The sequence below is a fragment of the Synechococcus sp. Nb3U1 genome (assembly GCF_021533835.1).
GTDB lineage: Bacteria > Cyanobacteriota > Cyanobacteriia > Thermostichales > Thermostichaceae > Thermostichus.
The window spans coordinates 73,130-85,307 of sequence record NZ_JAKFYQ010000002.1; the positions used below are offsets into that span (position 1 = coordinate 73,130).

13 protein-coding genes are annotated in these 12,178 nt (G+C 57.8%); 8 read left to right on the forward strand and 5 right to left on the reverse strand.

Annotated elements, in window-relative coordinates:
* Positions 1-56 precede the first annotated feature (56 nt).
* The 3 genes from glnT (at position 57) to L1047_RS10860 (ending at position 2,301) form a co-directional block, all read left to right on the forward strand.
* Positions 57-1,361, forward strand: a complete 1,305-nt coding sequence (gene glnT / locus L1047_RS10850; RefSeq protein WP_235279000.1) for a type III glutamate--ammonia ligase — start codon at positions 57-59, stop codon at positions 1,359-1,361.
* 62 nt (positions 1,362-1,423) lie between these two features.
* Positions 1,424-1,894 (forward strand): beta/gamma crystallin-related protein, encoded by a 471-nt coding sequence (locus tag L1047_RS10855; RefSeq protein WP_235279001.1) that lies wholly within the window; start codon positions 1,424-1,426, stop codon positions 1,892-1,894.
* Entirely contained in the window at positions 1,804-2,301 is a 498-nt protein-coding gene (locus L1047_RS10860; RefSeq protein ID WP_235279002.1) for a beta/gamma crystallin-related protein, read from the forward strand. The genes L1047_RS10855 and L1047_RS10860 overlap by 91 nt, the downstream gene beginning before the upstream one ends.
* A 5-nt stretch (positions 2,302-2,306) precedes the next feature.
* Here the strand turns inward: L1047_RS10860 and L1047_RS10865 are convergent, their stop codons facing one another.
* Positions 2,307-3,551 (reverse strand): Era-like GTP-binding protein, encoded by a 1,245-nt coding sequence (locus L1047_RS10865; protein WP_235279003.1) that lies wholly within the window; start codon positions 3,549-3,551, stop codon positions 2,307-2,309.
* Between the two features lie 196 nt (positions 3,552-3,747).
* Between L1047_RS10865 and L1047_RS10870 the strand changes: the two genes are divergently transcribed.
* The 5 genes from L1047_RS10870 (at position 3,748) to L1047_RS10885 (ending at position 7,275) form a co-directional block, all read left to right on the forward strand.
* On the forward strand, positions 3,748-3,897 hold the full coding sequence (locus L1047_RS10870) for a hypothetical protein (RefSeq protein WP_235279004.1): 150 nt from the start codon (positions 3,748-3,750) through the stop codon (positions 3,895-3,897).
* Positions 3,898-4,045: 148 nt separating this feature from the next.
* Positions 4,046-5,974 carry an acetate--CoA ligase family protein gene (locus L1047_RS10875; protein WP_235279005.1) on the forward strand — a complete coding sequence of 643 codons (1,929 nt, stop codon included), beginning with the start codon at positions 4,046-4,048 and terminating at the stop codon, positions 5,972-5,974.
* 184 nt (positions 5,975-6,158) lie between these two features.
* The gene (locus L1047_RS16525) at positions 6,159-6,287 is read left to right on the forward strand and encodes a hypothetical protein (RefSeq protein ID WP_268836718.1); all 129 of its coding nucleotides are present in this window, start codon (positions 6,159-6,161) and stop codon (positions 6,285-6,287) included.
* Complete coding sequence (gene aroQ, locus L1047_RS10880; RefSeq protein ID WP_235279006.1) at positions 6,265-6,762, forward strand: type II 3-dehydroquinate dehydratase; 498 nt, start codon at positions 6,265-6,267, stop codon at positions 6,760-6,762. Before L1047_RS16525 ends, aroQ begins: the two co-directional genes overlap by 23 nt.
* Before the next feature lie 63 nt (positions 6,763-6,825).
* Complete coding sequence (locus L1047_RS10885) at positions 6,826-7,275, forward strand: hypothetical protein (protein WP_235279007.1); 450 nt, start codon at positions 6,826-6,828, stop codon at positions 7,273-7,275.
* Between the two features lie 135 nt (positions 7,276-7,410).
* Here the strand turns inward: L1047_RS10885 and L1047_RS10890 are convergent, their stop codons facing one another.
* The 4 genes from L1047_RS10890 to fabF all read right to left on the reverse strand — a co-directional run bounded on the left by L1047_RS10890 (position 7,411) and on the right by fabF (position 12,123).
* Positions 7,411-9,969, reverse strand: coding sequence for a heavy metal translocating P-type ATPase (locus L1047_RS10890; RefSeq protein ID WP_235279008.1), 2,559 nt, complete (start codon positions 9,967-9,969; stop codon positions 7,411-7,413).
* Positions 9,970-10,020: 51 nt separating this feature from the next.
* The gene (locus L1047_RS10895; protein ID WP_235279009.1) at positions 10,021-10,491 is read right to left on the reverse strand and encodes a hypothetical protein; all 471 of its coding nucleotides are present in this window, start codon (positions 10,489-10,491) and stop codon (positions 10,021-10,023) included.
* A gap of 64 nt (positions 10,492-10,555) precedes the next feature.
* Positions 10,556-10,822 (reverse strand): hypothetical protein, encoded by a 267-nt coding sequence (locus L1047_RS10900; protein ID WP_235279010.1) that lies wholly within the window; start codon positions 10,820-10,822, stop codon positions 10,556-10,558.
* A gap of 11 nt (positions 10,823-10,833) precedes the next feature.
* A complete protein-coding gene (gene fabF, locus L1047_RS10905; protein WP_235279648.1) occupies positions 10,834-12,123 on the reverse strand; it encodes a beta-ketoacyl-ACP synthase II in 1,290 nt (429 codons plus the stop codon).
* Positions 12,124-12,178 lie beyond the last annotated feature (55 nt).

Genomic DNA, 12,178 nt, shown 5'->3' on the forward strand with positions numbered 1-12,178 from the left:
CAACTTTCGTAACAGAAAGCACATTTTTGCTTCAGGGCAGATCCTAGCCTAAGCCCATGACACAGCTACTTTCTGAGACCGCCCGCACCCAGGGCATCGACTATTTTCTGCTCTCCTTTACGGATCTATTCGGGATCCAGCGGGCCAAGCTGGTGCCTACCTCAGCGATCGACGCGATGGCGGATGGTCAGGCGGGGTTTGCCGGGTTTGCTGCCTGGCTGGATCTCACCCCGGCTGACCCGGATGTGTTTGCTCAACCGGATCGAGAGCGACTCTACCAACTGCCCTGGCAGCCTGAGCTGGGCTGGATGCCTGCTGATCTGATCCAGGCGAACGGGGATCCCCTCGAGCAAACGCCCCGCTGGGTTTTGAAAAGGGTGCTCGCTCAGGCGGAGGCCATGGGCTTGCGGGCGAAGACGGGGGTGGAGTGCGAGTTCATGCTCTTCTCCCCCGAAGAGTGGGCGGTTTCCGATCCGCGAGATCAGCAGGCTAAGCCCTGTTATGACCAACAGAGCCTGATGCGCCGCTTCTCGGTGATTCGAGACATTTGCGATGGCATGCAAAAGCTGGGCTGGAATCCTTATCAAAACGACCACGAAGATGCCAATGGTCAGTTTGAGATGAACTGGCTATTTGATGATGCCCTCGTTACCGCCGATCGCCATGCTTTTTTTAAGTACATGGTGAAAAGCATTGCCGAGCAGCAGGGCTACCGCGCCACCTTTATGCCCAAGCCCTTCCCCCATCTGACGGGCAACGGCTGCCATACCCACATTTCCCTCTGGGATCCCTCGGGGACAACCAATCTGTTTACCGATGCGACTGGAGAGTTGGGCCTGTCTAAGCTGGCCTATCACTTCATAGCGGGGGTGCTGCACCATGCCCCGGCACTGTGTGCCCTAACCAACCCAACGGTGAATTCCTATCGCCGCCTCAATGCACCCGTTACCCTCTCGGGTGCCACCTGGTCTCCCAGTACCATCAGCTACAGCGGCAACAATCGCACCCATACGATTCGTATTCCGGATGGGGGGCGGTTTGAGCTGCGTTTAGCGGATGCCTCGGCTAACCCCTATCTGCTGACAGCGGGCCTGATTGCAGCGGGCCTGGACGGGATCCAACAGCAGCGGGATCCTGGGCCTCGGTCTGATAACAACACGTACACTGCTCCGACTGCTAATGCCCCGATTCTACCAGGCTCTCTGCATGAGGCGCTGGATAACTTGGCTCAAAGTTCCGTCTTGAGAACAGCTTTAGGGGATCCGTTTGTGAATGCCTATTTGAAGCTGAAGCGGCAGCAGTGGCAGGAGTTTAGCCACCAGATCACCCCTTGGGAGCGAGAGACTACTTTAGATTGTTGAAGAGGGTCTCCACAACAGCCACAGAATCGGGGATAGTTGAGGCATCCTCCCTGCTTCCACCCATGCTCAGGCGACCTGGCGCTTTCGGCCTCTCCTCTATCCTGTTGCTAGGCAGCCTTTTGACGGTAATCCGTTCCGAGGAACCTACCCTGGCCTTGGAAGTGTTGCAACGGGGCATCACCGTCACCGTCCCGGCGGGAGAAGGAGCGATCACCCTCTACGAGGATGTCAATCTGTTGGGGCGCTCTCTGACCTTGGTGCGAGATAGCGACTTCTTGGGCCATCAAAACTTTAACGACCGTGCCTCCAGCCTGCAAGTGCATTCTGGCCAATGGCAGCTTTGCCCCGATGCCTACTACGGGGCGGGCTATGTCGGCAGGTGGGGCCAGGGGTATATCCGAATCTGGCCAGCCTCGGGATCCCCAACGATACCCTCAGCTCGGTGCGATGGGTCAGCGGTGGGGGCAGTGGGGGCTCCGTGTTGCCCCCTAGCGGCGGCATTCAACCTCTCCCGCAACCGATCGGATCCCTGATCCTCTACGAAAACGCCAACTACCAGGGCCGTTCTTTGGGGGTATCCGACAGCCTGCGCGACCTCAACACTCAAGGGTTTAACGACCTCACCACCAGCTTGCAAATCAACAGCGGGGTTTGGGATCTCTGTGAAGATGTCAACTGGCAGGGTTACTGTCGCCGCTTGGGGCCAGGACGCTATCCAGATGTCCGGTTGGTGGGCATCAACAATGACACCATCAGCTCCGTCCGCTTGGTTTCCGTCGATGGCTCCGGTGGATCGGGGGGAACCATTCTGCTGCCGCCCTCGGTCGTCTATCCACCCTATGTGCCCTCTGTGCCACCCCCTCGAGACAACTATGGCCGCGACAGCAGCGGTTGCTTGGATGGCTACTATCGCCAAGGGGCCTATTGCGTGCGGTACTGATTCGGTTACAGAGGAGAACCGACTGGCAAGGCGGTTGCAGACTGCTTTGTCGCCAGCTTGTCTCCTCCAATCAGGGCATTGAGGCTTGCTGCCAAACCAAACCCTCCTGTTGCGAACTGGGTTAGTACCTGCGGGGCCAGATCTCCGAGGCGATACAAACTGACCCCCGCCACCAGCCCTGGAAAGAGGCCACTACCCCAGCCTCCCCACAGCCAAGATCCCAGCCCTTCCGCCAACAGCAGCAGGGCACTATTCACCACCAGCGGTCGCCACAAGCCCTCCTGACGGGATCCTAGCGCCCCACGTAGCGTTCCCCAGGGCAGTCTCAGTCGCAGACAGAGGCCCAACAGCCACAGGCCATCCAGGAGCGGGGCCAGCAGCAGATCCAACCCCAGGGGGGCCAACCCGATCCCAAGCCCTTTGGCGAGGCTACAGGCTTTGCTCCACCGATCCACAAAACCGGCATGATGCTGCCATTGTTTGCGGAGAATTTGGGCCTGAAGGCGATCCAGCCGCTTCAACACATTCAAAGCCAGCAGGGATCCCGCCTCTGTTTGCAGAATCTGCAAAATTCGCCCCCGCAAAGCATCCATCTGGGGCGCAGGACGTTCCCAGTCGGTGGTGATGCGGCCATCCGGCCAGTGGGTACGCACCTTAACCGGTTTGGGGCAGGCGGCTACGGTTAAAATCTCTAACCCCAGGCCCAACTGCGGACGACTGATCTGGGCGCGAATTGCTTCCAAATCCTCTGCGGAATAGAGGTCGCACTTGTTCAACACCAGTAGGATCGGCTTGTGCAGGGTGCGCAGCTCGAGTAGCGCCTGATACTCCAATTGGGTCAAATCGGCGGCGATGACAAACAAGATCAGATCTGCCGAGCGGGCCACATCCCAGGCCAACTGCTCACGGGCTTCCCCTTCTACTTCGTTCAAACCAGGGGTATCGATCAGCCTCACCCGCCACGGAATCCCTGACTCTGGACGCCACAGCATCGATTGCGGCTGTTGAGTCACTCCATTCAAAGGCCCTACTTTCAATCGTGTTTCCCCGGTCAGAGCATTCAACACTGCCGATTTACCTCGATTCACCAAACCAAACACAGCAATGGAAAACAGCCGCGATCCAAGCCGCTTGCGTAACTCCGACAAAGACCGTAACTCCGGCTTCAGATCAGCACGGTTGGCGACCGCTTGCCAGTGCTCCCAGCAGTGATTCAAAACAGTTTCCGCTTGGGCTAGGGGAGTGATCATAGACACCCGCGAACAGCTAACCCTCACTCTAGTGGGAATTGCCCGCCACAGCCAGCCCACCTCTGCCTCCCCCCGAGCGTGGGGAAATGCGACTGGATCCGAACCCCTGAGAATAGGGCATGATCACTTTAGGATGTGCTTGCGCTATCCCATGGTTAACAATTGACCAAGCTAGACACCCTCATCCTTGGCTGCCATGCGCTATTCCATCCCCAAATCCCTCCGGTGGTTACGTCTAGGGGGATCCCATCGCTCCAAACAGGAGCGCATGATCGTGCGGGGTCTGCTGGCCTTTTCCGGGGCACTCCTGATTATGGATATTGTGCTTTTGAGCCTTCTTCCCTGACCGATTCAAATCGGGGCGACAAGGCCCCCTTGGGCTTAGCTGTGCGCTTTCGGCAACAAGGGAAAGATCAGGAATAATAGAAGCGGCCCGGGAAGAGCACGAGCTCCAGAGCCTGGGTTGTCCTATTTTCCATTGTTTGAGGTCGATTATGGCTTTGCACGAGGCGGCTAATACGCCCCGGATTAATGCGCGTGAGTTCGATGCTTTCGATATTTTCAACCTCAAGCACTACCTCGGCCCCAACCCCTACCTAAATACCGCTGCCCTCACCTTCGACTTCACCCTCACCTACTCCCTCAAGCCGTTACCCATCGAGAGCTATCTAGCCCAGGTGTGTCAGCATCTACCGCAGCTACAGGGAGAAAGCTACCTGTCCTATGCCCACTTGTTTGCCCACCTAGTGGCGGAGGTGAACCGGTTGCAAATGGGCTTACACCTCTACCGTTGGAGCTTCCGCCTCTTTCCGGAGTATGTGCGCATTGCCGTTCAAACCTTGCATGGCCGCACCACCCGTGCCGCTGTGTACCTGGCCTGGGATTGGTTAGAGGCAATCACTCAAGAGCAGTTGTTTGATTTTGAAGGCGAGCTGCGTCGTCTACAGCAATTGTTTCGGGAGTCGGTGTATGGGGGGCCGACAGTGTACGCCCTGTTGCGAGCTGCCCACGAACGCGGCATCCCCACCTATTACCTGTGGGATGAGGGGGTGATGCAATACGGCTATGGACGCAAGCAAGTGCGCGGGGTTGCCACCACCTTTCACAGCGACAGCAACCTCGACTCCGCCTTCACCACCCGTAAAGACGATTGCAAAGCCTTTTTGGCAGCTCAAGGGTTTCCAGTACCGCCAGGGGAGGTAGTCACCTCCTTGGCAGAAGCCCTAGAGCAGGCTGCAGGGATTGGTTACCCAGTTGTACTCAAGCCGGTGGTCGGCCATAAGGGCATTGGGGTCACCGCCCACATTCGCACCCCGGAGGAGTTGCAGTTTGCCTATGACAAAGCTGTAGATGCTATTCCTTACGAACAGCCGATTCAGTTGATTTTAGAAAAACATTTGCAGGGCAGCGACTTTCGTCTATTGTGTGTGGGTGGGCGTTTTGTAGCGGCTACAGAACGGCGTCCAGCTTCGGTGACAGGAGATGGCCAGAGCACCATCGGTCAGCTGATCCACCAAGCCAATCAGGATCCCGCCCGTTGGGATACCCCCACTTCCCCCTTGGGGCCAATCCAGTGGGATGACGCCATGGAGCATTTTTTGGCGGAGCAGGGCCTGACGGTGGAAAGTGTGCTTGAGCCGGGGCGGACGGTTTATCTGCGCAAGGTGTCTAATCTTTCGGCGGGGGGGGTGAGCCGGGATGTTACCGCCAGCGTTCATCCCGATAATATTGTCTTGGCCCAAACCATTGCCCAACAGTTTTCGCTGGTGTGTCTGGGCATTGATGTGATTGCCACCAGCCTGGAACGCTCCTGGACTGAGGGATCCCTGGGCATCATCGAGATCAACGCAGCGCCGGGGGTGCTGATGCACCAGAAACCTGCTATCGGGGATGGGGTAGATGTGCCAGGGGCGATCCTCAACCATCTATTTCCGGCCAAGGCAACCGCCCGTATTCCGATTTTGACCTTCAATCGTTTGGCTCTAGGAGAGGTGCAGGCCTTGGTGGAGCACATTTTGGCTGCCCATCCCCAGTGGTGTGTGGGATCCCTCTGTCGCGAAGGAGTCTTGCTCAACCGGACTGTGAGACCGCGACAAGGCAGCCATTTCCGCCAGGTGAAAACCCTGTTGCGCCATCCTCACCTAGATCTACTTCTGGTGGAAATCGACGAAGATGTTCTGGAGCACGAGGGCTTGGCCTATGAGGGCAGTGATCTGGTGGTGTTGCGGGATCCCTCTGAAAAAGAGCAGCAGATGCTCAAGCGGGATCTCAACCCCGGTGGCACCTTGATCCTGCAACAGGGATCCACCGTAACCCTGACAGTGGCGGGCCAAGTGGAACGGTTTGATCTGATCGGGGCAGAACCGTTGCAGGGGATCCTGTTGCGTGCGGTGAGCCAGCTGCTCCAGACGTGGCGTGGGTAGAGGAGTTTGGATTTTTTTCAGATTCCCGGCAAAGGCAGAAAGGATGGGGGATCCCTGCCGGGCACACAGGGGTGCTCGCAGGTCAACTCTACACCAATCGAAAAGAAACGTTATCATAGAAGTCTGCTGGAGAGTCCCCCTTGGTAGCTCTGTAAACCCTACGAGGCAGATCGGAATGGATTGGGTGGAAAAAGTTCTGGAAAAGATCCGGGAATGGGTGGAACGTGTGCTCGACACCCTATTAGGGGATCCCCAGCCGCAGCCGCAACCGATTCCCATTCCGGTAGAAAATGGATCCCATCGTCGTCGCTGATCCGACCGCCATTGCCCCCGGCCTGGAGGTTCTCAGCTTACTCGTGTTGCACGGCCCCAATCTGAACCTGCTGGGGGTACGTGAGGTTGGTATCTACGGATCCCTGTCTTTGGAGCAGATTGATCGGGCCCTGCACCAGCAGGCTCACTCCCTCAAAGCTAAGTTGGAGCTCCTGCAATCCAACCATGAAGGGGTGTTGATCGATGCCATTCACCGCGCCCACCAGCAGCACCAAGGCATTTTGATCAACCCCGGCGCCTATACCCATACCAGCATTGCCCTACGGGATGCGATTGCCGGAGTGGGCTTACCGACGGTGGAAGTACACCTGAGCAACATTCATCGCCGCGAAGCTTTCCGCCAGCACTCCTACATCGCCGCGGTAGCAATCGGGCAAATCAGTGGGTTCGGGGCACAAAGCTACCTGCTGGGGTTGCAAGCCCTGGTGCAGCACCTGCGACTGCAAACTTCTTAGCTTCAGCTCAACAGACTGGGGTAGCATTTTGAGTAGCTGTTGCACCGATGGATAGGTTATCCGATGGGATCCGGTTACCGCAAAGCGTTGTTGATCCTGGCAGGTTTGTCCTTGAGCTTGGGCGTTCCGGTAGCCTGGGGGCAAACCTCCAGCACGTTTCAGCCTGGGTTTTTCCAGCCTGTGGCCCGTTTTGATCCCAGCCGCCCGGTGCAAGTCGTGTTGATCAACTGCTCCGACGCAACTGTGGAATATGGGATTACCACCGATCTTGGCTCTGATCAGGAGCTGCTGCCGGATGAACAAGTGACCCTCACCATCCGCGAGTTGCCTGCCTACCTATCTATTCATACCCCCAGCCGACCTCCCTTTTCCGAGATCAGCCTGCGGTATGTGGTTTCAGGCGATGCAGACCAAAATCGGATCACCGTGAATGTGGTAGTGAATCTGCTGCAGGAAGGGGGAGGAGATCGCACCCTCGACTTCAACCCAGAAGGAGGAGTCTACGTTTATTAGTCTTATTGAGTCTTATTGTATTAGTCTTAGTCCAGTATCACCAAGTACAGCCTTTTCCGACTTCACGCAGGCCCTTGAGCTAGGCAAAAAACCTTATGGAGGGGGTTGAGATCCCCGGGGTACTGCGATTTGGGATTAATGAACCTCCGGTTCAAGATTGGGCTTGCTTTCTGAAAAAGTACGGCGCAACAACAACGAGTTCAAAACAACACTGACGGAACTAAAGGCCATCAACCCACCTGCCATGGCCGGGCTGAGTACAATGCCGAACTTGGGCAAGAGCACACCCGCCGCCACAGGGATCCCCAACAGGTTGTAGCCAAAGGCCCACACTAGGTTCTGGCGAATTTTGCGGAAGGTGGCCGAACTCAGCCGAATCGCTTCCACCACATCCCAAAGGCGGTTGCGCATCAGGATGATATCGGCAGTTTCAATCGCCACATCCGTAGCCGAATGCAGAGAAATACCCATATCCGCCTGCGCTAGGGCGGGAGCATCGTTAATGCCATCTCCCACCATGCCCACCCTGATTCCTTGGGCTTGTAACTCTCGGATCACTTCTGCCTTGGCAGCCGGATGCACATTGGCAATCACTCGGATCCCTGGCAAGTTCAAAGACTGAATCATCTGTTCGGCCACTTCAGCTCGGTCGCCGGTGAGGAGCATCACCTGCAAGCCCATCTTTTGCAGTTGTTGCAGCGTGGCCCGAGCATCGGGACGCAGTTGATCTTGGGCGGCGATTAGCCCCATCAGGGATCCCTGTGGGCCGGAGCCTGGCGCACCCTGCACCACCACTCCCACCACGGTCTTTCCTGCCCCCACTAGAGCATCGATCTGGGCTTGAGCCTCTGGAGAAATCGGGATCCCCAGATCCGCTAACCCGTGCAGGGATCTCAAGATCACCCGTTGCCCCTCCACCTGAGCGGCAACCCCCAACCCCGGCTCCGTTTGAAATGCTGTGGCGGAAAGCAGCGGCAACCCCTGAGCGCGGGCTGCCCGTAAAATGGCTTCTGCCAAAGGATGGCGGGTTCCAGCTTCTACGGTGGCGGCCAGTTGTAGCAATCGGGTCGGGTTTAGGGAGGCATCCAGACTCAAGCAATCCGTCAGGCGGGGATCCCCTTGGGTGAGGGTGCCGGTTTTGTCGAACACCAACGTTTGCAGGTGATGGACCTTTTCCAAGACATCTCCCCCTCGGATCAACAGGCCCCGTTCTGCCCCCAGGCCCGTACCCACCAAAATGGCCGTCGGGGTGGCCAACCCCAACGCACAGGGACAGGCCACCACCAAAACCGCGATCGCCAACTTGAGGCTATTGAGCAAGGGAGTAGGGTGAGGAACATGGTCACTGGCCAGCAGGTGTGTACCCAGATGCAGACTCTGCCCCATCAGCCACTCGCTACCCCAAAGGGGGATCCCGATCCAATACCAAAACCCGAAGGTGAGCAGGGCCAGCGTCACCACCCCGTAGGTAAAATAGCCCGCCACAGTATCGGCAATCCCTTGAATCGGGGCTTTGCGAGCTTGGGCTTCTTCCACCAGGTTGATGATTTGAGCCAGGGTAGTCTCTTTTCCGGTGCGGGTGGCCCGACAGACCAGCACCCCCGACTGGTTCAAGGTTCCGGCCACAACGGCATCCCCCGGCTGCTTCAGCACCGGCAACGGTTCCCCGGTCAACATCGCTTCATTGACTGTCGCCTGTCCTGCAATCACCTCGCCATCTACCGGGATCTGCTCTCCGGCCCGTACCTGTAGATAATCCCCCACCCGCACTTGCTCGATCGGGCACCATTCCTCAGCTTGTGACCCAAGGTCTAGGTCACCTTCTGTCAAGCCGGAAGGAGAAAGTTCAGCTTCGCCTCCCTGCGCGCCGGCGCCTGGCGCATCCTTGGTTTGTCGAGTAACTTGTCGAGCCAAACTCGGGCGCAAGTTCACCAGCGCTTGCAGACTGCTGGCAGCCCGCATACGGCTGTGTTGTTCCAGGGCTCGCCCCAGCAAGATAAAACTGAGCAGCATCACGGGCTCATCGAAAAAGCATTCCCAGCCCACCTGCGGCGCCAAAAGCCCCACCAAACTGGCGGCATAGGCCGAGCCGGATCCCAGAGCCACCAAGGTGTTCATGTTGGGAGCCAGTCGTCGCGCTCCTTTCCAGCCATCCCAGATAATGCCTCGCGCCGGGCCGACAAATGTGAGGGTGGCCAATCCCCAGTGCAACCAGACATCGTTCAGAATCGGCAAACCCACACGAGTAAACAGGTTGAGATGTCCTGCCCCAGAGATCACCAGCAAAAAGGCAGCCGTCAACACTTGGCGAATTTGCTGTTGGGTCTGTTGTCGTTGTTGGGTCACCGGATCGGCAGGGATCCCGATCTCGGCACTAGGTTCGGTCTTGTCTATGGGCAGACGGGGGTGACTTGGAAACCCGGCTTCTGTCAAGATTTCTGCCAAATGCTCTGGGTCGGGCCTGATCCCTGCCGCAAACTCTACCAAGGCTGACTCGGTAATTAAGTTAACGCTGGCCTTGACCACCCCTGGCTGTTTCAACAGCTCCTGCTCCACAGCCCGGACACACCCGGCGCAACTCATACCCCCCACATCCAACGAAAGGGATCCCGCTGTGGTGATAGCCTGCTCAACCGGATCCCTCAGCGTGGCCACTGCATCAATATCAATGATGGGCATTGTGCTGTCTTTCATGGTCAACTGCCTAAGCTCTCTGGGGAGCGCTTCCTCTACAACGTTCTAAAATCAAGCTCTAGGAATCCTCCACCCCCAGTGTCTGCAACTGTTCTGCCAGCCGTGCTGCCTGTTGCTCAGCCTGCTTTGCTCGCTCGTTCGCTTCTTATTCTGGCGTCGGGATCCATCCTGCTGATCACGTCCCTGATCCACCTCAATCGTCCTGGGGGAAAGCCATTCCACCACCACAATCAAGGAGCGACCTTCTTGCCAAACTACATAGCTGAGTCGGCCATGATCCAGAAGGGGGGGCACGCCCACAACCGCAAACCAGTCGGGACGCTTATATAGGTGAGTCCGCTGCGAGTCGTAGTCAAGATTCAGATCCGAAGCTGTAAAGACTTGTTCCGGGGGATAGGTTTTCGATTGTGGCTGCCACAGGTGAAATTCATCTGGCAAACCCGGATCCTCTGGGTACTCGCTGGGCAGATCATACATGCTGGGCAAGATCTGCTGCTGAGAGGAGATAAGGGTCAGGGCCATAGACAGGGAAAAAAAGAGCGCTCCCTCATCCTAGCGTTCTGAGTTGGAGGAGTTTGCAGCTTATCTATCCGTTCTGAACCCGCCGCTCGAACTCATCGCGGGTGGCATCCACCAGCTGCACAGCCTCTGGGTAGATTTCAGCATGGTTTTGCTTCAGCCAGCTAAGCAGACGCGCCAGTTGTGCCGCACACAAGTCCAAATCTGCTTGGAAGATCACCGCTGCTGCCATGTGTTGGGCATAGTGCGGCGGATGCCCCTGCTTGGCCAGCTCGCTGGTGAGGGCAGCTAAGGCTTGCTGACGGATCAACTCAGGGGAAGCATCGGAAGGCATAAGCTGGAGGGTTAGGAGTGGGGGTAGCGCCGCAGCACCAGAGTGACGTTGTGGCCACCAAAACCAAAGGCATTCACTAAGGCCACTTGCAAAGGCATCTGGCGAGCTTTGTGGGGGATAAAATCCAGATCACACTCGGGATCCGGGTTGTCCAGGTTGAGGGTGGGGGGAGCCCAACCGTGGTGAACCGCTAGGGCTGTCGCAATGGTGGCAATGCCGCCGGATCCCCCCAACAGGTGGCCGGTCATGGACTTGGTGGCGCTGATGGCCAAGGCGTGGGCATGCTCCCCAAAGACGGCTTTGATCGCCTGGACTTCTGCGATATCCCCCACGCCGGTGCTGGTGGCATGGGCGTTGATGTATTGCACCGCTTGTACGGGGATCCCGGCATCTTTGAGGGCTAGGCGCATCGCTCGGGCCGCACCCTCTCCTCCAGGGGCGGGGTTGGTCATGTGGTGGGCATCGCAGGTGAGGCCGTAGCCGGCGATCTCGGCGTAAATACTCGCCCCACGAGCACGGGCATGTTCCAGCTCCTCCAACAGGAGGATCCCGGCTCCCTCTCCCATAACAAAGCCGTCCCGATCCCGATCGAAGGGGCGACAGGCTTGCTCTGGGGCCTCGTTGCGGGTGGAGAGGGCCTTCATAGAGGCGAACCCCGCCATCGACAGGGGGGTAACCGCCGCTTCTGTCCCGCCCGTGATCACCGCCTGCGCATCCCCCCGCTGAATCAGTCGGAAGGCATCCCCAATCGCATTGGATCCCGAGGCACAGGCCGTCACTGTGCAGGAGTTGGGGCCTTTGGCCCCGAAATGAATGGCCAACTGACCGGCGGCCATATTGGCAATCATCATCGGCACCATAAAGGGGCTACAGCGATCCGGCCCTTTTTGCAGGTAGATCGTCTGCTGTTCCTCCAGGACGCGAATGCCGCCGATGCCGGTACCCAGAATTACCCCCACCTGCTCAGCATTGAGATCGGTGATTTGAAAGCGGGCATCTTCTAGGGCCTGTTGGGTTGCCGCCAGCGCCAGATGTACAAAACGATCGTTGCGCTTGACATCCTTGCGATCCAGATAGTCGAGGGGATCAAATCCCTTCACCTCCCCCGCGATACGACAATCGTGGTGAGAGGCATCGAAGAGGGTAATCGGCCCAATGCCAGAACGTCCCGCCAGCAAGCCCTGCCAAAACTCGGCCGGGGAGTTGCCGATCGGGGTCAGCGCACCCAAACCCGTAATCACAACGCGGCGATGACCCTCCGGGTCGTGCGGAGCACGATAGGGAGTTGGCTGAGCAGGCATAGAGGCAATTTCGGGATCCATAACAACAACTATCCGGTTAAGTCAGGAGCGGCAA

What these genes read in the sequence shown, in the direction of transcription:
- glnT (WP_235279000.1), top strand. Translation starts at nt 57, where the DNA reads ATGACACAGCTACTTTCTGAGACCGCCCGCACCCAGGGCATCGACTAT.
- L1047_RS10855 (WP_235279001.1), top strand. Translation starts at nt 1,424, where the DNA reads ATGCTCAGGCGACCTGGCGCTTTCGGCCTCTCCTCTATCCTGTTGCTA.
- L1047_RS10865 (WP_235279003.1), bottom strand. Translation starts at nt 3,551, where the DNA reads ATGATCACTCCCCTAGCCCAAGCGGAAACTGTTTTGAATCACTGCTGG.
- L1047_RS10870 (WP_235279004.1), top strand. Translation starts at nt 3,748, where the DNA reads ATGCGCTATTCCATCCCCAAATCCCTCCGGTGGTTACGTCTAGGGGGA.
- L1047_RS10875 (WP_235279005.1), top strand. Translation starts at nt 4,046, where the DNA reads ATGGCTTTGCACGAGGCGGCTAATACGCCCCGGATTAATGCGCGTGAG.
- aroQ (WP_235279006.1), top strand. Translation starts at nt 6,265, where the DNA reads ATGGATCCCATCGTCGTCGCTGATCCGACCGCCATTGCCCCCGGCCTG.
- L1047_RS10885 (WP_235279007.1), top strand. Translation starts at nt 6,826, where the DNA reads ATGGGATCCGGTTACCGCAAAGCGTTGTTGATCCTGGCAGGTTTGTCC.
- L1047_RS10890 (WP_235279008.1), bottom strand. Translation starts at nt 9,969, where the DNA reads ATGAAAGACAGCACAATGCCCATCATTGATATTGATGCAGTGGCCACG.
- L1047_RS10895 (WP_235279009.1), bottom strand. Translation starts at nt 10,491, where the DNA reads ATGGCCCTGACCCTTATCTCCTCTCAGCAGCAGATCTTGCCCAGCATG.
- L1047_RS10900 (WP_235279010.1), bottom strand. Translation starts at nt 10,822, where the DNA reads ATGCCTTCCGATGCTTCCCCTGAGTTGATCCGTCAGCAAGCCTTAGCT.
- fabF (WP_235279648.1), bottom strand. Translation starts at nt 12,123, where the DNA reads ATGCCTGCTCAGCCAACTCCCTATCGTGCTCCGCACGACCCGGAGGGT.